The sequence below is a fragment of the Pseudomonas sp. FG1 genome, from assembly GCF_034313875.1.
Classification (GTDB): domain Bacteria; phylum Pseudomonadota; class Gammaproteobacteria; order Pseudomonadales; family Pseudomonadaceae; genus Aquipseudomonas; species Aquipseudomonas veronii.
The window spans coordinates 6,296,434-6,320,996 of record NZ_JAVIWP010000001.1 but is presented as its reverse complement, the minus strand read 5'-3'; the positions used below and the strand labels follow the sequence as shown (position 1 = coordinate 6,320,996).

The following is a 24,563-nucleotide window of genomic DNA, read 5'->3' as shown; positions in this document are numbered from 1 at the left end:
TGCCACACGGGACGATTGAGGAACTTTGCAATGACGACTCGTCAGCCACTGTACAAATCCCTGTATTTCCAGGTGATCGTTGCCATCGTTATCGGTATTTTGCTCGGTCACTTCTACCCGCAGACTGGTGTGGAGCTCAAGCCGCTGGGTGACGGGTTCATCAAACTGATCAAAATGGTCATCGCCCCGATCATCTTCTGCACCGTTGTCAGCGGCATCGCTGGCATGCAGAGCATGAAATCGGTCGGCAAAACCGGCGGCTACGCGCTGCTGTACTTCGAAGTCGTGTCCTCCATCGCCCTGCTGATCGGCCTGTTCGTGGTGAACGTCGTGCAGCCGGGCGCTGGCATGCACATCGACGTGGCCACCCTGGACGCTTCGAAAATCGCGGCCTATGCCACGGCCGGTGCGAACCAGAGCATCGTTGGCTTCCTGCTCAACGTGATCCCGAACACCATCGTCGGCGCATTCGCCAACGGTGACATCCTGCAAGTGCTGATGTTCTCGGTGATCTTCGGTTTCGCCCTGCATCGCCTGGGTGCCTACGGCAAGCCGGTGCTGGACTTCATCGATCGCTTCGCCCACGTGATGTTCAACATCATCAACATGATCATGAAGCTCGCGCCAATCGGTGCCCTCGGCGCCATGGCGTTCACCATCGGTGCCTACGGTGTCGGCTCGCTGGTGCAACTGGGCCAGTTGATGATCTGCTTCTACATCACCTGCGTCCTGTTCGTGGTCGTGGTGCTCGGCGCCATCTGCCGCGCGCACGGTTTCAGCGTGCTGAAACTGATCCGCTACATCCGTGAAGAGCTGCTGATCGTTCTGGGTACGTCCTCGTCTGAATCGGCACTGCCACGCATGCTGATCAAGATGGAGCGTCTGGGCGCGAAGAAATCCGTGGTTGGCCTGGTGATCCCGACCGGCTACTCGTTCAACCTCGACGGTACCTCGATCTACCTGACCATGGCTGCCGTGTTCATCGCCCAGGCGACTGACACCCACATGGACATCACCCACCAGATCACCCTGTTGCTGGTGCTGTTGCTGTCCTCCAAGGGCGCTGCAGGCGTGACCGGCAGTGGTTTCATCGTGCTGGCCGCGACCCTGTCGGCCGTGGGCCACCTGCCGGTTGCCGGCCTGGCGCTGATCCTCGGTATCGACCGCTTCATGTCCGAAGCCCGCGCGCTGACCAACCTGGTCGGTAACGCCGTGGCGACCCTGGTTGTCGCCAAGTGGGTCAAGGAGCTGGACGAAGACACGCTGCAAGTCGAGCTGGCTTCCGGTGGTCGTGGGATCTCCGACACCCGTGAAGAAGATGACCTGGGCGTGGCCGAAGGCCCTGCGCCGGCGATCAAGTAACCCGCTGATGGCGTGAACTGACGCCCACAGCAATCCGCAAACGCCCCGACTGGTTCGGGGCGTTTGCGTTTCTGCGCGGCCAAATTCGATTTTTTTGGTTTACAGTTAGTCAATGCTCCATCAAAGGCCCGGTGAAGATCCGTCTTCGCAAGAGAGCCTCCTCAGCCTGAGCCCATCTGCGCGCACCCGAACCAGCGATACCTTTCGCGGCAGATGGCTCGCCCCTAAATGCAAAAAATAGGCGGGCGTGCCCAATGATTACCCTGAAACTCAATGGTCAAGACCATCAACTGGACGTCACCGAGGATATGCCGCTGTTGTGGGCGATTCGCGATGTGGCGGGTTATAACGGCACCAAATTCGGCTGCGGCATGGGCCTGTGCGGCGCGTGCACCATTCATATCGACGGCGCCCCGGCGCGCAGTTGCATCACCCCGATCGGCGCGGTCAAGGGCCAGGCCGTGAGCACCATCGACAACCTGCACACCGACCCCATCGGCCAGGTCGTGCAGCAAGCCTGGCTGGACAGTGCCGTGGCCCAGTGCGGTTACTGCCAGGGCGGGCAAATCATGTCGGCCACCGCGCTGCTGAAAACCAACCCCAACCCCAGCGACGAGCAGATCGAGGAGGCGATGGTCGGCAATATCTGCCGCTGCGGCACCTACAACCGCATCAAGACCGCGATCCGCCAGGCCTCGACGCACCTGCAGGGGGCCAAGGCATGAACCGCTTACCCGCTGATTTCGTCCTCGATAACCTCAGCCGCCGCGGTTTCCTCAAGGGCGTCGGCGCCACCGGCGCGCTGGTGATCGCCGCCAGTTGGGGCCTGCCCGCAGCGTTTGCCGCCGATGCCGCCAAGAAGTATGGCGGCGATGCCATGCCCCATGGGCTGATCGATGACCCCAAGGTCTACGTCAGCATTGCCACCGACGGCACCGTGACCGTGATCTGCAACCGTTCGGAAATGGGCCAGGGCGTGCGTACCAGCCTGAGCCTGGTAGTCGCCGATGAGTTGGACGCCGATTGGGCCCACGTGCGCGTCCAGCAGGCGCCGGCTGACGAAGTGCGTTACGGCAACCAGGACACCGATGGCTCGCGCAGCATGCGCCACTGGTTCGAACCGATGCGGCGTTGCGGCGCGAGTGTGCGCGCGATGCTGGAACAGGCGGCTGCCGAACAGTGGAAGGTGCCGCTGGGCGAGTGCCGTGCGCAGCTGCATAAGGTGGTTCACCAGCCCAGCGGTCGCACCTTGGGCTATGGCGAGCTGGCCGCCGCTGCCGGTGCATTGGCGGTGCCGGCGCGCGACACGCTGCGCCTCAAGCAGCCGTCGGAGTTCCGCTACATCGGCAAAGAGGGCGTCAAGGCCATCGACGGCGCCGATATCGTCAACGGTCGCGCGGTGTACGGCGCGGACGTGCATTTCGACGGCATGCTCTACGCCACCATTGCACGGCCGGCGGTGTATGGCGGCAAGGTCAAATCCTTCGATGCCAGTGCGGCGTTGAAGGTGCCGGGGGTGATCAGGGTCCTCGAAATCGAAAGCCGGCCTCTGCCCTCGGAGTTCCAGCCGCTGGGCGGCGTGGCCGTGGTGGCCAGCAACACATGGGCGGCGATCAAGGGCCGCGAAGCGCTGGCGATTGTCTGGGATGACGGCGTCAACGCCGGCTACAACTCGATCGATTACCGCAAGGAGCTGGAAGCGGCCGCGCGGCAACCGGGCAAAGTGGTGCGCAACACCGGCACCCTTGAGCAGGCGATGAACGAGGCCGACAGCACTTTGGACGCCGCTTATTATTTGCCGCATCTGGCCCAGTCACCGATGGAACCGATGGTTGCCGTTGCCCGTTTCGACAAGGGCCAGTGCGAAGCCTGGGCCCCCAGCCAGGCGCCCCAGGTGACCCGTGAGCGCGTCGCCGAGCGCCTGGGCCTGCCTTTCGATAACGTGACGATCAATGTCACGCTGCTGGGCGGCGGTTTCGGTCGCAAGTCCAAGCCGGACTTCGTGGTCGAGGCGGCCATCCTCGCCAAGGAATTCCCCGGCAAGGCCGTGCGCGTGCAGTGGACTCGTGAAGATGACATCCACAACTCCTACTTCCACACGGTTTCCGCCGAGTACCTCAAGGCTGGCCTGAACAAGGACGGCCTGCCTTCCGCCTGGCTGCACCGCACCGTCGCGCCGAGCATCACCGCGTTGTTTGCACCGGGGATGAACCACGAGGCGGCGTTCGAGCTGGGCATGGGCTTTACCAACATGGCCTACGCGATTCCCAACGTGCGCCTGGAAAACCCCGAAGCCGCCGCCCACACCCGGGTTGGCTGGTACCGCTCGGTATCGAACATCCCGCATGGCTTTGCGATTCAGAGCTTTGTCGATGAGCTGGCGCACAAGGCCGGCCAGGACCCGTTGCAGTACCAACTCAAACTGCTTGGGCCGGACCGTCAGATCGATCCGAAAACCCTGAGCGATGAGTGGAACTACGGCGAATCCCCGGAGCGCTACCCGATCGATACCGCCCGCCTGCGCGGCGTCCTCGAAACCGCCGCCAAAGCCGCCGGCTGGGGGCGCACGCTACCCAAGGGGCGAGGCCTGGGGCTGGCGGTGCATTACAGTTTCGTCACCTATGTGGCGGCGGTGATCGAGGTGGAAGTCAAAGACGACGGCACGCTGATCGTCCACAAGGCGGATATCGCTGTGGACTGCGGCCCGCAGATCAACCCGGAACGCATTCGCTCGCAATTCGAAGGCGCCTGCGTGATGGGCCTGGGCAACGCGGTATTGGGCGAGATCAGCTTCAAGGACGGCAAGGTCCAGCAGGACAACTTCCATATGTATGAAGTGGCGCGCATGTCCCTGGCGCCCAAGGTTGTCGCGGTCCACCTGGTCACGCCACAGGGCGAGGTGCCGTTGGGCGGTGTCGGTGAGCCCGGCGTGCCGCCGATTGCGCCGGCGCTGTGCAACGCGATCTTTGCCGCCACCGGCAAGCGTATTCGCAACCTGCCCGTGCGTTATCAGTTGCAAGGCTGGCAGGAGGCGAAGGCTTGATGGACAGCGTGGATCTGAATGTCCTGCGCAGCGTGCTCGAATGGCGCCGCGCGGGGCAGCGGGTGGTGTTGTACAGCGTGGTCCAGACCTGGGGCAGCGCGCCGCGTCCGCCCGGGGCCATGCTGGCCTTGCGCGGCGACGGGGTGGTGATCGGCTCGGTGTCCGGCGGTTGCATTGAAGACGACTTGATTGCGCGTCTGCAGGATGGTCGGTTGGCGGACGACGGGCCCGCGGTGCAGTTGGTGACCTATGGCGTGACACGCGATGAAGCGGCGCGTTTCGGCCTGCCGTGCGGCGGCACCCTGCGCCTGACCGAAGAGCGCGTGACGGAGTGGCAGTGGGTGGCCGAGTTGCTGGCGCGCTGTGACGCCCATGAAATCGTCGCTCGGGAGCTGGACCTGGCCACCGGCGACGTGAGCTTGAGCCCCGCGAGCAAGACCGACGTGGTGAGCTTCGACGGCGAGCGCCTGCGCGCCATTTATGGCCCGCGCTGGCGCCTGCTGTTGATCGGCGCCGGGCAGTTGTCACGCTACGTGGCGCAGATGGCGCGGTTGCTGGATTTTGAAGTGCTGATCTGCGACCCGCGTGAAGAGTTCGCGTATGGCTGGGAAGAACCGCACGGCCGCTTTGTGCCCGGCATGCCTGATGAAGCGGTGCTGAACATCCAGACCGACGAACGCACGGCCATCGTCTGCCTGACCCACGATCCGCGTCTGGACGATATGGCGTTGCTGACGGCACTGAACTCCAATGCGTTCTATATCGGCGCGCTGGGTTCGCGGGTCAATACGCGTAAACGCCGGGAAAACCTGGCGGCGCTGGGGTTGTCTGCGCAGGCGATCGCGCGGTTGCATGGGCCGATCGGTTTGCATATCGGCAGCCATACACCGGCGGAGATCGCGCTGTCGTTGCTGGCGGAAATTGTCGCGATCAAGAATGGCGTGGCGCCACTGCAGAAAAAGCCGCTGTCGGTGCAGGTTGAATGACCGTCACGGTGATTGTGCTGGCGGCGGGGCAGGGCAGTCGTTTTCGCGCTGAAGCCGGGGCAGATCGGGATAAATTGCTGGCTGAGTGCGTCGGCCGGGACGGGGTGGTGCGGCCGGTGATCGAGCAGGTGCTGGTGAATTTGCCGGCGTGGGTGCTAAAGCGCGTGCTGGTGACGTCGCCCGAGCGGCTTGAAGTCATTCGTCTGGCGCAGGTCCATGGCTGCGAGGTAGTGCAGCTGTGCTCGGCCGGAATCGGCGACAGCATTGCGGCAGCGGTCGCGGCCAGTGGTTCCAGTGATGGCTGGCTGGTGGTGCTGGGTGATATGCCGTTCATTCTGCCGTCCAGTATTGAACGGGTGTTGGAGCGCATAGATGGTATCAGCGTGCCGGTGCATGCCGGCCAATATGGGCATCCGGTTGCGTTTGGGCGGGCGTTCGGCCCGGCGTTGATGGCGTTGACGGGCGATCGCGGGGCCAAGCCGCTGTTTGCCCAGGGGCAGGTGCGCGAGATCCAGGTAAACGACCCTGGCGTACTCTGGGATGTGGATCTGCCGCATCTGTTGGATTTCAAACCGCTCTGAAATGTGGGAGGGGGCTTGCCCCCGAATGCGGAGTGACAGGTTCAACACCTGTGCCTGTCCCTCCGCCATCGGGGGCAAGCCCCCTCCCACATTGAATCTTCGGTGTTTTCAGAATCTGTTTGGCATAAAAAAGCCCCGCCTGAGTGATCAGGCGGGGCTTTTCAGTGGCTGATGGAATCAGACGAGGGGTTTAGGCTCGTGCTCTTCTTCCAGGGCCTTTGGGTGGTGCTCTGCCACTTCTTCAACGGAACGCGGGGTCTCGTCGACGATATGGGCAGCGTGCTCGACCACTTCGGCGACAGCCGGTGCGGCAGCGGCAGCAGCGGCGGCCGCTTCGGCTTCCTTGCGACGACGGCGCACTTCACGTGGGTCGTTCGGCGCACGGCCGTTTTCGGTCAGGGCGCTGGCCGGTGCGGCTTCAACCACCGGGGCGGCGGCTTCGGCAACCACGGGCGCTTCAACCACTGGCGCAGGCTCGGCAACCACTACCGGAGCGGCTTCAACCACTTCGGCGACCGGGGCCGGTGCGGCTTCTACCACGGGGGCAGGCGCTTCAACCGGGGCGGCAGGTTCGGCAGTCCACTGGAAGGCGGTCTGTTCTTCGCGAACTTCACGCACGGCCGGGGCTGCGGCTTCGACAATCGGAGCTTCCACGACAGCTTCAACCACTGGCTGTGGCTCAACCACCGGGGCAGGCTCGGCGGCAGTCACTTCTTCTTGCGGCTGGGCTTCGCGAACCGGCGCAACTTCCACTTCCGGAGCCGCGGGGGCTTCGATCGGGGTGGTTGCTTCTACGACCGGTGCTTCAACCACTGGGGTCTCGGCGACTGGCGCTTCTACCGCAACGGTTTCTTCGACAGCGGCAGTGGCGCGTTCAGCCTGCTCGTGAGCCTGGGCTTCGGCAGGTGCGCTGATGACCGAGCTGGCAACAGCGGCGGTAACGGCCAGGCCGGCAGCCAGTTCGGTGCTGGTCGGTTCGCTGGTAGCGGCTTCTGCGTTCTCGCCGGCTTCTTCCGAACCTTCGATCACATTGCCGTTGGCGTCACGTTGACGCTCGCGACGGTTGCTGCGACGACGCTGGCCACGGGAGCGGCGGCGCGGACGATCGCCTTCGGCGTTGTCCTGGCCGTCTTCCTGCAGTTGCTCTTCGCCGGTCAGCACTTCTTCTTCGCTGGCGGCAGCCGCCTGCTCGGTGCGTGGTTGACGTTCTTCACGCGGTGGGCGCGGTTGACGCTCTTCACGTGGCGCACGCTCTTCACGCGGCGGGCGAGCCGGGCGTTCTTCCTCGGTAGTGGCGGCAACAGCAGCGGCGGCAACGGCAACAGCTGGCGCAGCGTCCAGCGGCTCGCGCAGTTCACGCACACGTTCTTCACGCTCGCCACGCGGCTTGCGATCTTCACGCGGTGCGCGTGGTGGACGTGGTGCGCGCTCTTCGCGCGGTGCGCGTTCTTCGCGGGCTACGACCGGGGTCTCTTCACGGGCTTCACGGGCTTCGCGAGGCGCACGCTCTTCACGAGGCGCGCGCTCTTCACGCGGGGCCCGTTCTTCGCGCGGCTTGCGCTCTTCGTCACGGCGACCGTTGCGGTTACGGCTCTGCTGGCGACCGTTGCGACGCTCTTCGTTACGCGCCGGACGCTCGGTGGCAGGTTTTTCGACCACCACCGGTGCCGCAGGCTCTTCCTTGCTGGCGAACAGGCTGACCAGCGATTTCACCAGGCCCTTGAACAGGCTTGGCTCAGGCAAGGCGGCCGGGGCTGCGACCGGGGCAGCCACTTCAACCGGAACCGGTGCGTTGGCACGCGCCGGAGCGGTCTTCACGGCGGCTTCCTGGCGAACCAGGGTGCGGGTCGCGGCGGCTGGCTGGACTTCTTCCACTTCGGCAGCGGCAGCGGCGATTTCGTAGCTGGACTGGCCGCTGTGGGCTTCCGGGCTGTCATCACGCAGGCGCTGCACTTCGAAGTGCGGCGTTTCGAGGTGATCGTTCGGCAGGATGACGATACGGGCACGGGTGCGCAGTTCGATCTTGGTGATCGAGTTGCGTTTTTCGTTGAGCAGGAACGCGGCAACCGGGATCGGCACTTGTGCGCGGACTTCGGCGGTGCGGTCTTTCAGGGCTTCTTCTTCGATCAGGCGCAGGATCGCCAGGGACAGCGATTCAACGTCACGGATGATGCCGGTGCCGTTGCAACGTGGGCAGACAATGCCGCTGCTCTCGCCCAGGGACGGACGCAGGCGCTGACGGGACATTTCCAGCAGGCCGAAGCGCGAGATGCGGCCGACTTGCACGCGGGCACGGTCAGCTTCCAGGCATTCGCGGACTTTCTCTTCCACGGCGCGCTGGTTCTTGGCGGGGGTCATGTCGATGAAGTCGATCACGATCAGGCCGCCGATATCACGCAGGCGCAGCTGGCGGGCGATTTCTTCAGCCGCTTCCAGGTTGGTCTGCAGGGCGGTTTCTTCGATGTCGCTACCTTTCGTGGCGCGCGCCGAGTTGATGTCGATGGACACCAGGGCTTCGGTCGGGTCGATCACGATGGAGCCGCCGGAAGGCAGTTCGACCACGCGCTGGAAGGCGGTCTCGATCTGGCTTTCGATCTGGAAACGGTTGAACAGCGGAACGCTGTCTTCGTACAGCTTGATCTTGCTGGCGTACTGCGGCATCACCTGGCGGATGAAGGTCAGGGCTTCGTCCTGGGCTTCGACGCTGTCGATCAGCACTTCGCCGATGTCCTGGCGCAGGTAATCGCGGATGGCGCGGATGATCACGTTACTTTCCTGGTAGATCAGGAACGGCGCGGAACGATCCAGGGACGCTTCTTTGATGGCGGTCCACAGTTGCAGCAGGTAGTCGAGGTCCCACTGCATTTCTTCGCTGCTGCGGCCCAGGCCGGCAGTGCGGACGATCAGGCCCATGTCGGCTGGAGCGACCAGGCCGTTCAGCGCTTCACGCAGTTCGTTGCGTTCTTCGCCTTCGATGCGACGGGAAATGCCGCCGGCACGCGGGTTGTTCGGCATCAGTACGAGGTAACGACCGGCCAGGCTGATGAAGGTGGTCAGGGCGGCGCCCTTGTTGCCACGTTCTTCTTTTTCGACCTGGACGATGACTTCCTGGCCTTCGCTCAGGACGTCCTTGATGTTCACGCGGCCTTCGGGGGCTTTCTTGAAGTATTCGCGGGAGATTTCTTTGAGGGGCAGGAAGCCGTGGCGCTCGGAGCCGAAATCGACAAAGGCAGCCTCAAGGCTTGGTTCGATGCGAGTAATACGGCCTTTATAGATGTTGGCCTTCTTCTGCTCGCGTGCGCCGGACTCGATGTCCAGGTCGTAAAGGCGTTGGCCATCTACCAGCGCAACACGCAACTCTTCGGGTTGAGTTGCGTTAATCAGCATTCTTTTCATGTTGTACCGTCGGTTTCCGGGCTGCCGGAAACGGCGTTCGGCACACACGACTTCTCACGGTCGGTGTCAGGTGCGTCAAGAGTGGTTGGCCACTCCAGTGTCCAGCAATAACCGGCGAATTGGGCTGGTATCGCGACGGACGCGTCCTGCTTGTTAGCGGTGGTGACAAAGGCACCACTTCAACAAAAGCTAAGGTCAGGAGGAGGAATCAACCGGCGACTGTGGACGAGATGAAGCGTCTATATATAAGCCTAGTGCTACACGGTCCGACGGTTGTGCATCTCCACCCTACACGTATCCCTGATAATTCGGGTGCTGCCGCGCGCAGAATCCGCAGCGGGTTGGCATTTACCGTGTTCTCCAATGGGGAGTCCACGCTCATGGCTAAACAAGACCAAGTGTGGGCGATTGCGCTCTCACTCGGCTCTTAACAGGCGTTGTTTCCGAAGCATTCGCCATGGTGTGTCCCAAGACTGACTGCACTTTGTGAACTGGCCGTAAATATCGGCGCAAAATGCGAGTATTCACTCTGCTTTCTGCACTCGCTTCAGGCCTCATGTCACCTGCGCTTGTTACAATCTCGGGCTTTCCAAGGTAACGAAAGCCCCGTAGGACGGCCTCGCGTCCTGATGAATTGCGAAGGTCAGGGCCGGCAATTTGCCGCAAGTCCTCTGTCCAGGCCGCTTTTGGCGGCGTTCGCGACTATAGCAGTAATGATTAAGTGCTTCAATTCCATAAAAAATTGTTATCATCGCCGACATGACGACTACCGCCCCCCAGACCCCCAGCGTCCAGCTGCTCGAGGTCTCGCCGGAATATGCCGGCCAACGCATCGACAATTTTCTCCTGGCCAGGCTCAAAGGCGTGCCCAAGACCTTGATCTACCGCATTTTGCGTAAAGGCGAAGTGCGCGTGAACAAGGGGCGCATCAAGCCCGAGTACAAGCTGCAGGCGGGCGATATCGTCCGGGTGCCGCCGGTGCGCGTGCCTGAGCGCGACGAACCTGTGCCGCTGGCTCAGGGCCTGTTGCAGCGCCTTGAAGCGTCGATTGTCTACGAAGACAGCAAGCTGATCGTGATCAACAAACCCTGCGGCATTGCGGTTCACGGCGGCAGCGGCCTGAGTTTCGGCGTGATCGAAGCCTTTCGTCAGTTGCGTCCGGATGCCAAGGAGCTGGAGCTGGTCCATCGCCTCGACCGCGACACCTCCGGCCTGCTCATGATCGCCAAGAAGCGCAGCATGTTGCGCCACCTGCACACCGCCCTGCGCGGCGATGGCGTGGACAAGCGCTACATGGCGCTGGTGCGCGGCAACTGGGCCAGCTCGATCAAGAGCGTGCGCGCGCCGTTGCAGAAGAGCAACCTGCGCTCCGGCGAGCGCATGGTCGAAGTGGACGAGGAGGGCAAAGAAGCCCTGACCCTGTTCAAGGTGCTGCGCCGCTTCGGCGACTTCGCCACCCTGGTCGAGGCCAAGCCGGTCACCGGGCGCACTCACCAGATTCGCGTGCACACCCTGCATGCGGGCCACTGCATTGCCGGTGATACCAAGTACGGCGACGAGGCGTTCTCCAAGGAGATTCGCGACCTGGGCGGCAAACGCCTGTTCCTGCACGCCTACATGCTCACCGTACCGCTGCCCGATGGTGGCGAATTGAAATTGCAGGCGCCGGTCGATGAGATGTGGGCCAAGACCGTGGAGCGTTTGAGTGCCGCACCTTGACTACAAACTGCTGATTTTCGATTGGGACGGCACGCTGGCCAACTCCATTGGCCGTATCGTCGAGGCCATGCACATGGCCTCGACGCGTTCTGGCTTCGAGCTGTGCAGCGATCTGGCGGTCAAGGGCATTATCGGCCTGGGGTTGCCTGAGGCGATTCGCACTTTGTACCCGCACATCGCTGACGCTGAATTGGTCGCGTTCCGCGAGCATTATGCCGATCACTACATTGCGCTGGAGGCCGAGCCTTCGCCGCTGTTTGATGGCGTGGTGCAGTCCCTGGAAGCGTTCCGCGCCGAGGGTTATCAGCTGGCGGTCGCCACTGGCAAGGCCCGCCGCGGCCTGGACCGGGTGCTCAAGGCCCACGGCTGGGAAGACTATTTCGACGTTACCCGCGCCGCGGACGAAACCGCCAGCAAGCCCCATCCGCTGATGCTTGAGCAGATCCTCGCCCATTGCGGCGTGTCGCCACGCCAGGCGTTGATGGTCGGCGACGCGTCTTTCGACCTGATGATGGCGCGCAACGCCGGCATGGACAGCGTGGCGGTCAGCTACGGTGCGCAGGCTGCCGAGGCGCTGCAGGCATACGAGCCCAGGCTGACGATCGATCATTTTTCTGAATTGCAGGCCTGGCTCAGCCGGGCCCACTGAGTCTTTGCTGGGGTAGATGGCATGAGTGATGAGTGGAAAGCGCCCGAAAAGGCCGACAGCAGTGACGACAAGAGTTGGAAGCTGCTGGAGAAGACCCTTCTGGCCAGCGTGCAAGAGCAGCGTCGTTCGCGGCGCTGGGGGATTTTCTTCAAGCTGCTGACCTTTGTTTACCTGGTCGGCATGCTGGTGCTGTTCAGCCCGCTGGTGGACATGGAAAAAACCGCGACCCGTGGCTCCAGCTATACCGCCTTGATCGAAGTGCGCGGGGTGATTGCCGACAAGGAGTCCGCCAGCGCCGACAATATCGTCACCAGTCTGCGCACCGCGTTCGAAGACCCCAAGGTCAAGGGCGTGATCCTGCGCATCAACAGCCCGGGCGGCAGCCCGGTGCAGTCGGGCTACGTGTATGACGAGATTCGCCGCCTGCGCGCACTGCATCCGCAGATCAAGCTGTACGCGGTGATCTCCGACCTGGGCGCCTCGGGTGCGTATTACATCGCCAGTGCCGCTGACCAGATCTACGCCGACAAGGCCAGCCTGGTGGGGTCCATTGGCGTCACGGCGGCCGGTTACGGCTTTGTCGGCACCATGGAGAAGCTCGGTGTGGAGCGTCGCACCTACACCTCGGGCGAGCATAAGGCGTTCCTCGACCCGTTCCAGCCGCAAAAGGCCGATGAAACCCAGTTCTGGCAGAGCGTGCTCGACACCACTCATCGCCAGTTCATTGCCAGCGTCAAGCAAGGGCGCGGTGATCGTCTGAAGGACAAGGACCATCCGGAGCTGTTCTCCGGGCTGGTCTGGTCTGGCGAGCAGGCCTTGCCGCTGGGCTTGATCGATGGCCTGGGCAGTGCCAGTTCGGTGGCGCGGGACGTGATTGGTGAAAAGGAACTGGTGGACTTCACCGTTCAGGAGTCGCCGTTTGACCGTTTCTCCAAGAAGCTCGGCGCCAGCGTGGCGGAGAAGTTGGCCTTGTATATGGGCTTCCAGGGCCCGACCCTGCGCTGAGATCCCAAGGTCTGCGTAGATAAATGTGGGAGGGAGCTTGCTCCCGATAGCAGTGGATCAGCCAGCTTATCTGTAGCTGACCCACCGCAATCGGGAGCAAGCTCCCTCCCACATTTGGTTTTGCGCTGGTTTTAAGGGATTTGCACGCCCTCGGCCAGCAGCATATCCACCAGGCGAATCAGCGGTAAGCCGACAAGGCTGGTCGCATCCGGGCCTTCGGTGCTTTGGAACAGGCTCACGCCCAGCCCTTCGGCCTTGAAGCTGCCCGCGCAGTCATAGGGTTGCTCGATCCGCAGGTAGCGCTCGACCCGCTCCGCGTCCAGCACGCGCATGTGTACGGTGAACGGCACGCAGTCGACCTGGCAATGCCCGGTCTCGCTGTTCAGCAGCGCCAGCCCGGTGAGGAAGCTGACACGCTTGCCGCTGGCCGCCAGCAGTTGCTCGCGGGCGTTCTCGAAGGTGTGGGGCTTGCCGATGATTCGGCCTTCGAGTGTGGCGACCTGATCGGAGCCGATGATCAGGTGCCCTGGATGGCGGGCGGCGAGGGCGCGGGCTTTCTCTTCGGCCAGGCGCTTGACCAGTTCGACGGCTGACTCATTTGCGCGGTGGCTTTCATCGATATCCGGTGAGCTGCAGATGAACGGTAAGTGCAGGCGGCTCAGCAATTCCCGGCGATAGACCGAGCTGGATGCGAGTAATAAAGGCAGCATGGGCGTCTCCTCAGGGCGACCGGGGATTCTAGCGGGACGACCGGCTGACGCACAGGGCTGAATTTCCTTTGACATGGCTGGGGGCATCCCTATAATGCTGCGCCTATGTTGAATGACCCGATTCCACCTCACGTTGACCCGCGCAAATTGGCTGATCGTGGCACTTCCCTTCAAGGTGAATTGCTGCTGGCCGATTTGGAGAGACTCTGCGACCCGCTTTCCGACACTGTCGGTACGGTGCAGGCCAAATTCGTTTTTGAACGAGATGAACGTAAATCTGTGGTTATTCACAGCTTTATCGACACCGAGGTCAAAATGGTTTGCCAGCGTTGTCTTGAGCTGGTCACCCTGCCGATTCACAGCGAATGCAGTTACGCTGTGGTAAAGGAGGGTGCGAATACCCAGTCGTTGCCGAAAGGTTATGACGTGCTGGAACTGGGCGAAGATCCTTTGGATCTGCATGCACTGATCGAGGAGGAGCTTTTGCTCGCCTTGCCCATTGTGCCTGCTCATCATCCGGAAGAATGCCAGCAGCCGGCGGGCCTCGATGACGAGTCCGAACCGAGCGAGGACGAGGTAACGCGGTCCAACCCGTTCAGTGTATTGGCGCAGTTAAAGCGTGACCCAAACGTTTAGGAGTTAATCAATTATGGCTGTTCAGCAGAACAAAAAATCCCGCTCTGCCCGTGACATGCGTCGTTCGCACGACGCCCTGACGGCAAGCACTCTGTCTGTAGAAAAAACCACCGGTGAAATTCACCTGCGTCACCACGTATCGCCAGAAGGCGTATACCGTGGCCGTAAAGTGATCGACAAGGGCGCTGACGAGTAATCACTTGTCTGCTCAAGTCATCGCGATTGACGCAATGGGCGGGGACTTCGGTCCCCGCAGCATTGTTCAGGCTTGTATTGCCAGTCTGTCTGCTACGCCCTCGCTGCACCTGACCCTCGTCGGTCAACCTTCCCTTCTTGAAGAATTGATTGCCAGCCATCCGGCGGTGGATCGCGCGCGCCTGACGATTACGCCCGCCAGCGAAGCCATCGGCATGGATGAAAAACCGGCGGTCGCCCTGCGTGGCAAGCCCGACTCTTCAATGCGGGTCGCCCTTGAGTTGTTGCGTGATGGCAAGGTGCAAGCCTGTGTCAGTGCCGGCAATACGGGCGCGCTGATGGCGTTGTCGCGGCATGTGCTCAAGACCTTGCCGGGGATCGACCGGCCGGCGATAGTCGCGGCGATACCGACGCAGACAGGCTATTGCCAGTTGCTCGACCTGGGCGCGAATGTCGATTGCAGTGCCGAGCATCTGTTCCAGTTCGCCGTGATGGGCTCGGTGGCTGCCGAGGCGCTGGGTGTGGCCCGTCCGCGCGTGGCCTTGCTGAATATCGGCATCGAAGACATCAAGGGCAACCAGCAGGTCAAGCTCGCCGCCGCTTTGCTGCAAGGTGCGCTGGGGTTGAACTACATCGGCTTTGTCGAAGGCGACGGTTTGTATCGCGGCGAGGCGGATGTGGTGGTGTGCGACGGGTTTGTCGGCAATATCCTGCTTAAATCCAGCGAAGGTCTGGCGACCATGATTGCCACGCGGATCGAGGCCTTGTTCAAGCGCAACCTGGCCACACGCCTGGTCGGCGCCCTGGCGTTGCCGCTGATGCGCCGCCTGCAGGAGGACCTGGCCCCGGCGCGGCATAATGGCGCAAGCTTTCTCGGCTTGCAGGGCATCGTGGTGAAAAGCCATGGCTCGGCGGGGGTGGAAGGCTTTCAGAGTGCGATTGCACGGGCGTTGATCGAGATCCAGGAAAACCTGCCGCGACGCTTGCACGGCCGCCTGGAAGATCTGTTGCCTTAGGCGAATCGGCCCGGGAATGCTTAAATGTGACCGGCCGGTTCAATTGACCATCCAATCTGTCAGTTTCGTGCGCTCCCATCGTAGGAGCGCCTATATCCGACGACCAGATCATTAGGGGCTTGTTACATGTCTACATCCCTCGCATTCGTCTTTCCAGGGCAGGGTTCGCAGTCCCTCGGCATGTTGGCCGAGCTGGGCGCGCAATATCCGCTGATCCTGGAAACCTTCAAGGAAGCTTCCGATGCCCTGGGTTACGACCTGTGGGCGCTGACCCAGCAGGGGCCGGAAGAGCAACTCAATCAAACCGATAAAACCCAGCCGGCCATCCTCACCGCTTCGATCGCCCTGTGGCGCTTGTGGCTGGCGGAAGGCGGCGCGCGTCCGGCGTTCGTTGCCGGTCACAGCCTGGGCGAATACAGTGCCCTGGTCGCCGCGGGCAGCCTGACCCTCGCTGAAGCGGTCAAGCTGGTCGAGCGTCGTGGCCAGTTGATGCAGGAAGCGGTTCCGGCCGGGCAGGGTGGCATGGCCGCCATTCTCGGCCTGGATGATGCGGTGGTGATCGCAGCCTGTGCCGAGGCGGCCCAGGGCGAAGTGGTCAGCGCGGTGAACTTCAACTCGCCGGGCCAGGTGGTGATTGCTGGTGCCAAGACCGCCGTTGAGCGCGCCATCGAAGGCTGCAAGGCCCGTGGCGCCAAGCGTGCCTTGCCGTTGCCGGTGAGCGTGCCGTCGCACTGCGAGCTGATGCGCCCGGCGGCCGAGCGTTTTGCCGAGTCCATCGCCGCCATCAACTGGCAGGCGCCGCAGATCCCGCTGGTGCAGAACGTCAGCGCGGCGGTTGCCGCGGATCTCGACACCCTCAAGCGCGACCTGCTGGAACAACTCTACAAGCCGGTGCGTTGGGTTGAATCGGTACAGACCCTGGCCGCCAACGGCGCCACCGAGTTGGTCGAGTGCGGCCCGGGCAAAGTTCTGGCCGGCCTGAACAAGCGCTGCGCCGACGGCGTGTCGACCTCCAACCTCAATACCCCGGATGCCTTTGCGGCCGCTCGCGCGGCACTGGCCTGAACCCCGAACTTAGGAGAAGCCTGCATGAGTCTGCAAGGTAAAGTTGCACTGGTTACCGGCGCAAGCCGTGGCATTGGCCAGGCGATCGCCCTGGAACTGGGCCGTCAGGGCGCCGTCGTGATCGGCACCGCCACTTCCGCCGCGGGCGCCGAGCGTATCGCCGCGACCTTGAAGGAAAACGGCGTGCAGGGCACCGGCCTTGAGCTGAATGTGACCAGCGATGAGTCCGTGGCTGCCGTACTGGCCGAGATCACCGCACAGTTCGGCGCGCCGGCGATTCTGGTGAATAATGCCGGTATCACCCGCGATAATCTGATGATGCGGATGAAAGACGACGAGTGGCATGACGTCGTCGACACCAACTTGAACAGTCTGTTTCGCCTGTCCAAGGGCGTTTTGCGCGGCATGACCAAGGCGCGTTGGGGGCGAATTATCAATATTGGCTCCGTAGTGGGTGCCATGGGCAACGCAGGCCAAGTAAACTATGCCGCGGCGAAAGCCGGTCTGGAAGGTTTCAGCCGCGCACTGGCGCGTGAAGTCGGCTCGCGGTCGATTACGGTCAACTCGGTGGCCCCTGGGTTCATCGACACCGATATGACCCGCGAACTGCCGGAAGCACAGCGTGAAGCCTTGCTGACGCAGATTCCGCTGGGCCGTCTGGGCCAGGCTCAAGAGATCGCGAATGTGGTCTCTTTCCTGGCATCCGACGGTGCGGCATACGTGACTGGGGCTACAATCCCGGTTAACGGCGGGATGTACATGAGTTAAATTGTGACGGATCGCTTCAAAAAAATGTCATACGAGCTGTCTAAAATCCGTTATAAAGCTGCAACTTAATTTATACGCGGGTGGCCGACCGGGTACGGGGTGAACCTTTCAGTTGAAAAGCTGAAATGGCTTTCTATACACTTACCCACTGGCCAGCTGCCTGAATTTGTCCATTAGGAGTGAAAACAAGGTATGAGCACCATCGAAGAGCGCGTCAAGAAAATCGTTGCCGAGCAACTGGGCGTTAAAGAAGAAGAAGTGGTCAACACCGCTTCCTTCGTTGAAGACCTGGGTGCCGACTCCCTTGACACCGTTGAGCTGGTGATGGCTCTGGAAGAGGAATTCGAGACCGAAATCCCGGACGAAGAAGCTGAAAAAATCACTACCGTTCAAGCTGCAATCGACTACGTTACCAGCCACCAGGCGTAATAGTTTGTAGTCGTCGCTTGCTGTCAGGGAAAAACCGCACTGCTGTAACGGCGTGCGGTTTTTTCTTTAGCTCTGATGAAAAGTGATTCTGAAGCAAAGTGTCGTCATTAGAAAAAGGAGAGTGCTGTGTCGCGTAGACGCGTCGTAGTCACCGGTATGGGTATGTTGTCGCCACTGGGCACGGATGTGCCGAGCAGTTGGCAGGGCATTCTGGCTGGCCGCAGTGGTATTGGTCTGATCGAACACACGGACCTTTCTGCCTATTCCACCCGTTTTGGCGGCTCGGTAAAGGGGTTCAATGTCGAGCAATACCTCTCGATCAAAGAGTCCCGCAAACTCGACCTGTTCATTCAATACGGCCTGGCAGCCGGTTTTCAGGCAGTGCGTGACGCTGGTCTGGAAGTCACCGACGCCAACCGTGAACGCATCGGTGTGGCCATGGGTTCGGGTATTGGCGGTTTGACCAATATCGAAGAAACCAGTCGCACGTTGCACGAGTCCGGTCCGCGTCGAATTTCACCGTTCTTCGTGCCGGGTTCGATCATCAATATGATTTCCGGTTTCCTGTCCATCCATCTGGGAGCACAGGGACCTAACTATGCCATTGCCACGGCTTGCACCACAGGCACGCATTGCATCGGCATGGCCGCGCGCAATATCGCCTATGACGAAGCGGACGTGATGATTGCCGGCGGCGCTGAAATGGCGGCCTGCGGCCTGGGCATGGGCGGCTTCGGCGCGTCGCGTGCGCTGTCGACCCGCAACGACGAGCCGGCTCGTGCCAGCCGTCCGTGGGACAAGGGCCGTGACGGTTTCGTCCTGGCCGACGGCGCCGGTGCGCTGGTGCTGGAAGAGCTGGAACACGCCAAGGCGCGTGGCGCGACGATCTACGCCGAGCTGATCGGCTTTGGTATGAGTGGCGACGCCTACCACATGACTTCGCCACCGGCCAACGGCGCCGGTGCTGCGCGTTGCATCACCAACGCCCTGCGCGATGCGAAGATCAGCCCGGACCTGGTGCAGTACATCAACGCCCACGGTACTTCGACAGCGACCGGCGACCTGGCGGAAGCCGAAGCGATCAAGTCGGTGTTCGGCGAGCACGCCTACAAGCTGGCGGTCAGCTCCACCAAGTCCATGACCGGCCACCTGTTGGGTGCGGCGGGCGCGGTCGAAGCGATCTTCAGCGTGCTGGCCATCAGGGATCAGGTCGCTCCGCCGACCATCAACCTCGATGAGCCGGATGAAGGCTGCGACCTGAACTTCGTGCCTCATGAAGCGCAGAAAATGCCGATCGACGTGGTGTTGTCCAACTCGTTCGGTTTCGGTGGCACCAACGGCTCCCTGGTGTTCCGCCGGTTCGCCGAGTAATGCACAGCTGGGTCGACGGTCAGCCAGCGGACAGCGTGCCCCTGAAAGATCGTGGCCTGGCGTATGGCGATGGCCTGTTCGAAACCATCGCCGTCAAGGCCGGGCAACCCGTGTTGCTCGACCGCCACCTGCAACGCCTGGCCGAGGGTTGCAGGCGGTTGGCATTGGTTGTGGACCCGGCATTGGTCCGCAGCGAAGTGCTCGCTTACGCCAGCGCCCTCGGCGACGGCGTACTCAAATTGATCCTCACCCGAGGCGACAGCCTGCGCGGTTATGGCATCAACCCCGGCGCCCCGGTGCGCCGTATCCTGCAGGGCAGTGCGCCTGCTGCTTATCCCCAGGCCCATGGCAACGACGGTATCCGCCTGTTTCCGTGCGCCACCCGTTTGTCCGAACAGCCGCTGCTGGCTGGTCTCAAGCACCTCAATCGCCTCGAACAAGTGATCGCGCGCGCCGAGTGGCAAGATATCGAGCATGCCGAAGGTTTGATGCTGGATATGTCCGGGCGCGTCATCGAAGGCGTGTTCAGCAACCTGTTCCTGGTGCGTCACGGCGTGTTGTTGACCGCTGATCTGAATCGTTGCGGCGTGGCCGGCGTCATGCGTGCCGAGCTACTGGCCCAGGCGCAGGCGCTCGGCACCCCGGTGGTCGTGGCCGATATCAGCCTTGAGCAGTTGCAGTCGGCCGACGAGGTTTTTGTCTGCAACAGCGTTTATGGCATTTGGCCGGTGCGCGGCTGTGCTGCGATGAGCTGGTCGGTTGGGCCGCTCACCCGTAAACTGCAGGGCATTGTTCGCGCGCTATTGGATATTTGAGTTGATACGAAAACTGTTGTTACTGCTGCTGATCGGTCTGTTCGCGGCGGCGTTGCTGTTGGGGTTTTCGGCCTGGAAGCTCGACTCAGCCCTCAAGCAGCCCTTGCACCTGACCGAGGAGCAACTGCTCGACGTCCCCGCCGGAGCCACGCCGACCGGCACTTTCAATCGCCTGGAAGCCGACGGTGTGCTCGACGGCGCCTTCTGGTTGCGTCTGTACTGGCGCTTCAACCTCGAAGGCCAGCCATTGCACAGCGGCGAATACCGCCTCACTCCCGGCCTCACCGCCCAAGGCCTGATCGGCCTGTGGCAGCGTGGCGAAGTGGTGCAATACAGCCTGACCCTGGTGGAGGGCTGGAATTTCCGCCAAGTGCGCTCGGCGCTGGCCAAGCATGAAAAGATCGTGCAGAGCCTTGCCGGCCTGAGTGACAGCGAAGTGATGGACAAGCTCGGCCACCCAGGGGTTTTCCCCGAGGGGCGGTTCTTCCCCGATACCTATCGCTTTGTGCGCGGCATGACGGATGTCGAGTTCCTCAAGAAAGCCTACAACCGCCTGGACGACGTGCTCGCCCAGGAGTGGAGCAAACGCGCCGCCGACGCGCCGTACACCGACCCCTACCAAGCGCTGATCATGGCCTCCCTGGTGGAGAAAGAGACCGGTGTGCCGGAGGAGCGCGGGCAGATCGCCGGGGTATTTGTGCGTCGCATGAAGATCGGCATGCTGCTGCAGACCGATCCGACGGTGATCTACGGCCTGGGCGAGCGCTACAACGGTAAGCTGACGCGTGCCCATCTCAAGGAAGCCAACCCCTACAACACCTACATGGTTGCCGGGCTCCCGCCGACACCCATCGCGATGGTCGGCCGCGAGGCGATTCATGCGGCGCTGAACCCGGTGCCGGGCAGCAGCCTGTATTTCGTTGCCCGGGGTGATGGCAGTCATATTTTCTCGGACGACCTGGATGCACATAATGCCGCGGTGCGTGAGTTCCAGCTCAAGCGTCGCGCCGATTACCGTTCCAGCCCGGCGCCGCAGGTGAAGCCGTTGGAAGACCCCGCGCCGACGAACGATGCCCCCGACGCACCCGCCGAGCCTGCGCCGGACGCCGCCGCACCGCAAAGCCCGCAATGACTCTGACTAAGGACTGCCTGTGACTGGCTTGTTTATTACCCTGGAAGGCCCGGAAGGCGCCGGCAAAAGCACCAACCGCGATTACCTGGCCGAGCGTTTGCGCGCTGCGGGCGTCGAGGTGGTGCTGACCCGCGAGCCCGGCGGTACGCCATTGGCCGAGCGCATCCGTGAAGTGCTGCTGGCCCCAGGTGAAGAACAGATGAACCCGGACACCGAGCTGCTGCTGGTGTTCGCCGCACGCGCCCAGCACCTGGCCGAAGTGATTCGCCCGGCGCTGGCCCGCGGCGCCGTGGTGATTTGTGACCGTTTCACCGATTCCACCTATGCCTACCAAGGCGGTGGCCGCGGCCTGTCCCAGGCGCGCATCGCCACCCTGGAGACCTTCGTCCAGGGCGATTTGCGTCCCGACCTGACCCTGGTGTTCGACCTGCCGGTGGAAGTCGGCCTGGCTCGTGCCAGTGCGCGTGGCCGCCTGGACCGCTTCGAACTGGAAGGCCAGGCGTTTTTCAACGGCGTGCGCAGCGCATTCCTCGCCCGGGCCAAGGCCGAGCCGGCGCGTTACTACCTGTTGGACGCCGCCCAGCCGCTGGCCCAGGTGCAGCAGGCCATCGATGCGCTGCTACCCACATTGCTGGAGCGCGCCCGTGGCTGAAGCCTACCCTTGGCAGGACAGTCTCTGGCAGCAATTGGCGGGGCGTGCCCAGCACGCTCATGCCTACTTGTTGCACGGCCCGGCGGGTATCGGTAAGCGCGCACTCGCCGAACGCCTGATGGCCAGCCTGCTGTGCCAACGTCCGGTCAACCTGGAAGCCTGCGGCGTGTGCAAGTCCTGCCTGCTGCTCAAGGCCGGCAGCCACCCGGACAACTACCTGCTGGAACCCGAGGAAGCGGACAAGGCGATCAAGGTCGACCAGGTGCGTGACCTCGTCAGCTTCGTGGTGCAAACCGCGCAGATGGGCGGGCGCAAGGTCGTACTGATCGAGCCGGTGGAGGCGATGAACATCAACGCGGCCAACGCCTTGCTCAAAAGCCTCGAAGAACCTTCCGGCGATACCGTGCTGTTGTTGGTCAGCCATCAGTCCAGCCGCTTGTTGCCGACCATTCGCAGCCGTTGCGTGCAGCAGGCGTGCCCATTGCCCAGCGAGGCGATGAGCCTGCAATGGCTGGAACAGGCTTTGCCGGACTGTTCCGAAGCCGAACGCGTCGAGTTGCTGACCCTGGCCGCCGGCTCCCCCCTGGCCGCCGTGAAGCTGCAGGCCCAGGGCGTGCGTGAGCAACGCGCGCTGGTGGTGGACGGGGTGAAAAAGCTGCTCAAGCAGGAGTTGTCCGCCACCCAGTTGGCGGAAACCGCCTGGAAGGACATCCCCTTGCTGCTGCTGTTCGACTGGTTCTGCGACTGGTCGAGCCTGATCCTGCGCTACCAGTTGACCCAGGATGAAAATGGCCTGGGCCTGCCGGACATGCGCAAGGTCGTGCAATACCTCGCGCAGAAAAGCGCACAGGACAAGGTGCTGAATATCCAGGACTGGATTCTCGCCCAGCGCCAGAAGGTCCTCGGCAAGGCCAACCTCAACCGCGTGCTGTTGCTCGAAGCGCTGCTGGTGCAGTGGGTCGGTTTGCTCGGCCGGCGTTAATTTCCGTGGCCGACGGGTGTATCGTCGGCCAGACCCTTCCCGTGATTGAAGTTGTCATTTCCTATGCTCGTAGATTCCCATTGCCACCTTGATCGCCTCGACCTCGCCCAACACGGCGGTTCCCTCGACGCCGCCCTGGAAGCGGCCCGCCAGCGTGGGGTCGGGCACTTCCTGTGCATCGGCGTCAGCGCCGACAATGCGGCCGACGTCAAAGCCCTCGCGGATCGCTACGCGGACGTGGATTGCTCGGTGGGTATCCACCCGCTGGACCTCAAGCCCGACGAAGCCCCGGCCCTCGACTGGTTGCTCGGCGAACTCAACCACCCACGGGTGGTGGCGATTGGTGAAACCGGCCTGGACTATCACTACGAGCCCGAAGCCGCGCTATTGCAGCAAGCGTCGTTCCGCCTGCACCTGCACGCCGCCGAGCAGACCGGCAAACCGGTCATCGTCCACACCCGCGGCGCCCGCGCCGACACCCTGAGCCTGCTGCGCGAAGCCGCATTGCCCCAGGCCGGCGTGCTGCATTGCTTCACCGAAGACTGGGACATGGCCAAGGCGGCCCTCGACCTGGGGTTCTATATTTCCCTGTCGGGCATCGTCACCTTTCGCAATGCCGACGCCCTGCGTGACGTGGCGCGACAAGTGCCGGCCGACCGGCTGCTGGTGGAAACCGACTCGCCGTACCTGGCGCCGATTCCCCATCGCGGCAAGCCGAACCTGCCGGAGTATGTGCGTGACGTGGCGGATTACCTGGCGATGCTACGCGGTGAATCCTACGAACGCTTTGCCGAACAGACCACCGAGAACTTCAAGCGCCTGTTCCCGCTGGCGCACGTCGCGGGTTGACGCGACCAAATCCGAGGCAAAAAAAACCCGGGTTCTGGGGGGGGAATCCGGGTTAAGACCATTAGGAGTAAAACAAGGGCACGCAGTCCGTCGGTACCCAGGTCGACGCTTCACTTGGGGGAGATGTCGCGCCGACAGTTGAAGTATTGATCAGTATCCGATTCAGTCCAGTCGCGTCTGGTCGTTTTTTAAACAGATTTGGAATACGCGCGCTTCGCTTGAGTTCTCATTGAGCGGATGTACAGGCGTAGACGTCACGTATTATTTCTGACTGAACACCATGAATTCGTCGGCATGCTGAAAGTAATGTGTGTGAACGGTTCACATAAGCGTTGCCCAACGACCGTTCAGTCGGGATAATCCCTCGTACCGGGTAAATCGTATTGCCACGTCTCCTTGGCCCTGCGCAACCCTCCCTATACCGACCTCTGCAGACCTTTTCCTCATGCAAAAAGAACCCCGTAAGGTCCGTGAGTTTCGCCGCCGCGAGCAGGAAATTCTCGACACCGCCCTCAAGTTGTTCCTCGAACAAGGTGAAGACAGCGTTACCGTCGAGATGATCGCGGATGCCGTAGGTATCGGCAAAGGCACCATCTACAAGCACTTCAAGTCCAAGGCCGAGATCTACCTGCGCCTGATGCTCGACTACGAGCGCGACCTGAACGAGCTGCTGCATTCGGCCGATGTGGACAAGGACAAGGAAGCCCTGTCGCGGGCCTACTTCGAGTTCCGCATGCGTGACCCGCAGCGCTACCGCCTGTTCGACCGCCTGGAAGAGAAGGTGGTCAAGGGCCATCAGGTGCCGGAAATGGTCGAGGAGTTGCACAAGATCCGCGCCTCGAACTTCGAACGCCTGACCCTGCTGATCAAGGGCCGCATCAGCGAAGGCAAGTTGGAAGACGTGCCGCCGTATTTCCACTACTGCGCCGCCTGGGCGTTGGTGCATGGCGCGGTGGCGCTGTACCACTCGCCGTTCTGGAGCAATGTATTGGAAGATCAGGAAGGTTTCTTCCAGTTCCTGATGGACATCGGTGTGCGTATGGGCAACAAGCGCAAGCACAGCAGCGAGCTGCCACCCGTTGACGCTGCACCTGCTGGCACACCTGCCGCGTAATGATTTGCTGCCAGGTGCAGTAACCCAGGAATATACTCAGGTAAGGCTATTGCCAAAAGCTGATTTATGAGTCAGCTTTTGCTGCGTC

General features: G+C 62.2%; 23 protein-coding genes. 21 read left to right on the top strand and 2 right to left on the bottom strand.

Going from position 1 to position 24,563, the window contains the following annotated elements:
* The first annotated feature begins 30 nt into the window (after positions 1-30).
* The 5 genes from RGV59_RS29065 to RGV59_RS29045 all read left to right on the top strand — a co-directional run bounded on the left by RGV59_RS29065 (position 31) and on the right by RGV59_RS29045 (position 5,972).
* On the top strand, positions 31-1,362 hold the full coding sequence (locus RGV59_RS29065; RefSeq protein ID WP_126587163.1) for a dicarboxylate/amino acid:cation symporter: 1,332 nt from the start codon (positions 31-33) through the stop codon (positions 1,360-1,362).
* A 254-nt stretch (positions 1,363-1,616) separates the two neighbouring features.
* Complete coding sequence (locus RGV59_RS29060; protein WP_046382354.1) at positions 1,617-2,087, top strand: (2Fe-2S)-binding protein; 471 nt, start codon at positions 1,617-1,619, stop codon at positions 2,085-2,087.
* On the top strand, positions 2,084-4,405 hold the full coding sequence (locus tag RGV59_RS29055; RefSeq protein ID WP_108526643.1) for a xanthine dehydrogenase family protein molybdopterin-binding subunit: 2,322 nt from the start codon (positions 2,084-2,086) through the stop codon (positions 4,403-4,405). The genes RGV59_RS29060 and RGV59_RS29055 overlap by 4 nt, the downstream gene beginning before the upstream one ends.
* Positions 4,405-5,391: an XdhC family protein gene (locus tag RGV59_RS29050; protein ID WP_057005502.1), complete on the top strand. Its 987-nt coding sequence runs from the start codon at positions 4,405-4,407 to the stop codon at positions 5,389-5,391. Before RGV59_RS29055 ends, RGV59_RS29050 begins: the two co-directional genes overlap by 1 nt.
* On the top strand, positions 5,388-5,972 hold the full coding sequence (locus RGV59_RS29045) for a nucleotidyltransferase family protein (RefSeq protein ID WP_126587162.1): 585 nt from the start codon (positions 5,388-5,390) through the stop codon (positions 5,970-5,972). Before RGV59_RS29050 ends, RGV59_RS29045 begins: the two co-directional genes overlap by 4 nt.
* Before the next feature lie 177 nt (positions 5,973-6,149).
* Here RGV59_RS29045 and rne read toward each other — a convergent pair whose 3' ends face one another.
* Positions 6,150-9,359 carry a ribonuclease E gene (rne, locus tag RGV59_RS29040; RefSeq protein WP_126587161.1) on the bottom strand — a complete coding sequence of 1,070 codons (3,210 nt, stop codon included), beginning with the start codon at positions 9,357-9,359 and terminating at the stop codon, positions 6,150-6,152.
* A gap of 768 nt (positions 9,360-10,127) precedes the next feature.
* On the opposite strand from rne, the gene rluC reads away from it, so the two are divergent.
* The 3 genes from rluC to sppA are packed head-to-tail and all read left to right on the top strand — an operon-like array spanning position 10,128 to position 12,741.
* A complete protein-coding gene (gene rluC / locus RGV59_RS29035) occupies positions 10,128-11,087 on the top strand; it encodes a 23S rRNA pseudouridine(955/2504/2580) synthase RluC (protein WP_046382359.1) in 960 nt (319 codons plus the stop codon).
* On the top strand, positions 11,074-11,736 hold the full coding sequence (locus RGV59_RS29030) for an HAD-IA family hydrolase (RefSeq protein WP_046382360.1): 663 nt from the start codon (positions 11,074-11,076) through the stop codon (positions 11,734-11,736). The genes rluC and RGV59_RS29030 overlap by 14 nt, the downstream gene beginning before the upstream one ends.
* 21 nt (positions 11,737-11,757) lie before the next feature.
* Complete coding sequence (gene sppA / locus RGV59_RS29025; protein ID WP_102618407.1) at positions 11,758-12,741, top strand: signal peptide peptidase SppA; 984 nt, start codon at positions 11,758-11,760, stop codon at positions 12,739-12,741.
* Between the two features lie 131 nt (positions 12,742-12,872).
* Here the strand turns inward: sppA and RGV59_RS29020 are convergent, their stop codons facing one another.
* Positions 12,873-13,451: a Maf family protein gene (locus tag RGV59_RS29020; protein ID WP_104902616.1), complete on the bottom strand. Its 579-nt coding sequence runs from the start codon at positions 13,449-13,451 to the stop codon at positions 12,873-12,875.
* Between the two features lie 105 nt (positions 13,452-13,556).
* Between RGV59_RS29020 and RGV59_RS29015 the strand changes: the two genes are divergently transcribed.
* From RGV59_RS29015 to RGV59_RS28955, 13 genes are all read left to right on the top strand, one after another.
* A complete protein-coding gene (locus RGV59_RS29015; RefSeq protein ID WP_027607804.1) occupies positions 13,557-14,087 on the top strand; it encodes a YceD family protein in 531 nt (176 codons plus the stop codon).
* Between the two features lie 13 nt (positions 14,088-14,100).
* On the top strand, positions 14,101-14,283 hold the full coding sequence (gene rpmF / locus RGV59_RS29010) for a 50S ribosomal protein L32 (protein ID WP_008152339.1): 183 nt from the start codon (positions 14,101-14,103) through the stop codon (positions 14,281-14,283).
* 4 nt (positions 14,284-14,287) lie between these two features.
* Positions 14,288-15,298 (top strand): phosphate acyltransferase PlsX, encoded by a 1,011-nt coding sequence (gene plsX / locus RGV59_RS29005; RefSeq protein WP_082118866.1) that lies wholly within the window; start codon positions 14,288-14,290, stop codon positions 15,296-15,298.
* A 126-nt stretch (positions 15,299-15,424) separates the two neighbouring features.
* Complete coding sequence (gene fabD / locus RGV59_RS29000) at positions 15,425-16,363, top strand: ACP S-malonyltransferase (RefSeq protein ID WP_126587160.1); 939 nt, start codon at positions 15,425-15,427, stop codon at positions 16,361-16,363.
* 24 nt (positions 16,364-16,387) lie between these two features.
* Positions 16,388-17,131 carry a 3-oxoacyl-ACP reductase FabG gene (gene fabG / locus RGV59_RS28995; RefSeq protein WP_046382365.1) on the top strand — a complete coding sequence of 248 codons (744 nt, stop codon included), beginning with the start codon at positions 16,388-16,390 and terminating at the stop codon, positions 17,129-17,131.
* Positions 17,132-17,323: 192 nt separating this feature from the next.
* Positions 17,324-17,560 (top strand): acyl carrier protein, encoded by a 237-nt coding sequence (acpP, locus tag RGV59_RS28990; protein WP_003175607.1) that lies wholly within the window; start codon positions 17,324-17,326, stop codon positions 17,558-17,560.
* Positions 17,561-17,686: 126 nt separating this feature from the next.
* Positions 17,687-18,931, top strand: coding sequence for a beta-ketoacyl-ACP synthase II (gene fabF / locus RGV59_RS28985; RefSeq protein WP_046382366.1), 1,245 nt, complete (start codon positions 17,687-17,689; stop codon positions 18,929-18,931).
* The gene (gene pabC / locus RGV59_RS28980; RefSeq protein ID WP_126587159.1) at positions 18,931-19,746 is read left to right on the top strand and encodes an aminodeoxychorismate lyase; all 816 of its coding nucleotides are present in this window, start codon (positions 18,931-18,933) and stop codon (positions 19,744-19,746) included. The genes fabF and pabC overlap by 1 nt, the downstream gene beginning before the upstream one ends.
* Position 19,747: 1 nt before the next feature.
* A complete protein-coding gene (gene mltG, locus RGV59_RS28975) occupies positions 19,748-20,878 on the top strand; it encodes an endolytic transglycosylase MltG (RefSeq protein WP_046382368.1) in 1,131 nt (376 codons plus the stop codon).
* A 19-nt stretch (positions 20,879-20,897) separates the two neighbouring features.
* Positions 20,898-21,530, top strand: a complete 633-nt coding sequence (gene tmk, locus RGV59_RS28970) for a dTMP kinase (RefSeq protein WP_126587158.1) — start codon at positions 20,898-20,900, stop codon at positions 21,528-21,530.
* Complete coding sequence (locus tag RGV59_RS28965; RefSeq protein ID WP_046489299.1) at positions 21,523-22,512, top strand: DNA polymerase III subunit delta'; 990 nt, start codon at positions 21,523-21,525, stop codon at positions 22,510-22,512. The genes tmk and RGV59_RS28965 overlap by 8 nt, the downstream gene beginning before the upstream one ends.
* 63 nt (positions 22,513-22,575) lie before the next feature.
* Positions 22,576-23,361, top strand: a complete 786-nt coding sequence (locus RGV59_RS28960; protein ID WP_126587157.1) for a TatD family hydrolase — start codon at positions 22,576-22,578, stop codon at positions 23,359-23,361.
* A 445-nt stretch (positions 23,362-23,806) separates the two neighbouring features.
* Positions 23,807-24,475, top strand: coding sequence for a TetR/AcrR family transcriptional regulator (locus RGV59_RS28955; RefSeq protein WP_046382372.1), 669 nt, complete (start codon positions 23,807-23,809; stop codon positions 24,473-24,475).
* Positions 24,476-24,563 lie beyond the last annotated feature (88 nt).

Bases quoted from the DNA above. Each gene is read 5' to 3' on its own strand.
- RGV59_RS29065 (WP_126587163.1), top strand. From the start codon at position 31: ATGACGACTCGTCAGCCACTGTACAAATCCCTGTATTTCCAGGTGATC.
- RGV59_RS29060 (WP_046382354.1), top strand. From the start codon at position 1,617: ATGATTACCCTGAAACTCAATGGTCAAGACCATCAACTGGACGTCACC.
- RGV59_RS29055 (WP_108526643.1), top strand. From the start codon at position 2,084: ATGAACCGCTTACCCGCTGATTTCGTCCTCGATAACCTCAGCCGCCGC.
- RGV59_RS29050 (WP_057005502.1), top strand. From the start codon at position 4,405: ATGGACAGCGTGGATCTGAATGTCCTGCGCAGCGTGCTCGAATGGCGC.
- RGV59_RS29045 (WP_126587162.1), top strand. From the start codon at position 5,388: ATGACCGTCACGGTGATTGTGCTGGCGGCGGGGCAGGGCAGTCGTTTT.
- rne (WP_126587161.1), bottom strand. From the start codon at position 9,359: ATGCTGATTAACGCAACTCAACCCGAAGAGTTGCGTGTTGCGCTGGTA.
- rluC (WP_046382359.1), top strand. From the start codon at position 10,128: ATGACGACTACCGCCCCCCAGACCCCCAGCGTCCAGCTGCTCGAGGTC.
- sppA (WP_102618407.1), top strand. From the start codon at position 11,758: ATGAGTGATGAGTGGAAAGCGCCCGAAAAGGCCGACAGCAGTGACGAC.
- RGV59_RS29020 (WP_104902616.1), bottom strand. From the start codon at position 13,451: ATGCTGCCTTTATTACTCGCATCCAGCTCGGTCTATCGCCGGGAATTG.
- RGV59_RS29015 (WP_027607804.1), top strand. From the start codon at position 13,557: ATGTTGAATGACCCGATTCCACCTCACGTTGACCCGCGCAAATTGGCT.
- rpmF (WP_008152339.1), top strand. From the start codon at position 14,101: ATGGCTGTTCAGCAGAACAAAAAATCCCGCTCTGCCCGTGACATGCGT.
- fabD (WP_126587160.1), top strand. From the start codon at position 15,425: ATGTCTACATCCCTCGCATTCGTCTTTCCAGGGCAGGGTTCGCAGTCC.
- fabG (WP_046382365.1), top strand. From the start codon at position 16,388: ATGAGTCTGCAAGGTAAAGTTGCACTGGTTACCGGCGCAAGCCGTGGC.
- acpP (WP_003175607.1), top strand. From the start codon at position 17,324: ATGAGCACCATCGAAGAGCGCGTCAAGAAAATCGTTGCCGAGCAACTG.
- pabC (WP_126587159.1), top strand. From the start codon at position 18,931: ATGCACAGCTGGGTCGACGGTCAGCCAGCGGACAGCGTGCCCCTGAAA.
- RGV59_RS28960 (WP_126587157.1), top strand. From the start codon at position 22,576: ATGCTCGTAGATTCCCATTGCCACCTTGATCGCCTCGACCTCGCCCAA.
- RGV59_RS28955 (WP_046382372.1), top strand. From the start codon at position 23,807: ATGCAAAAAGAACCCCGTAAGGTCCGTGAGTTTCGCCGCCGCGAGCAG.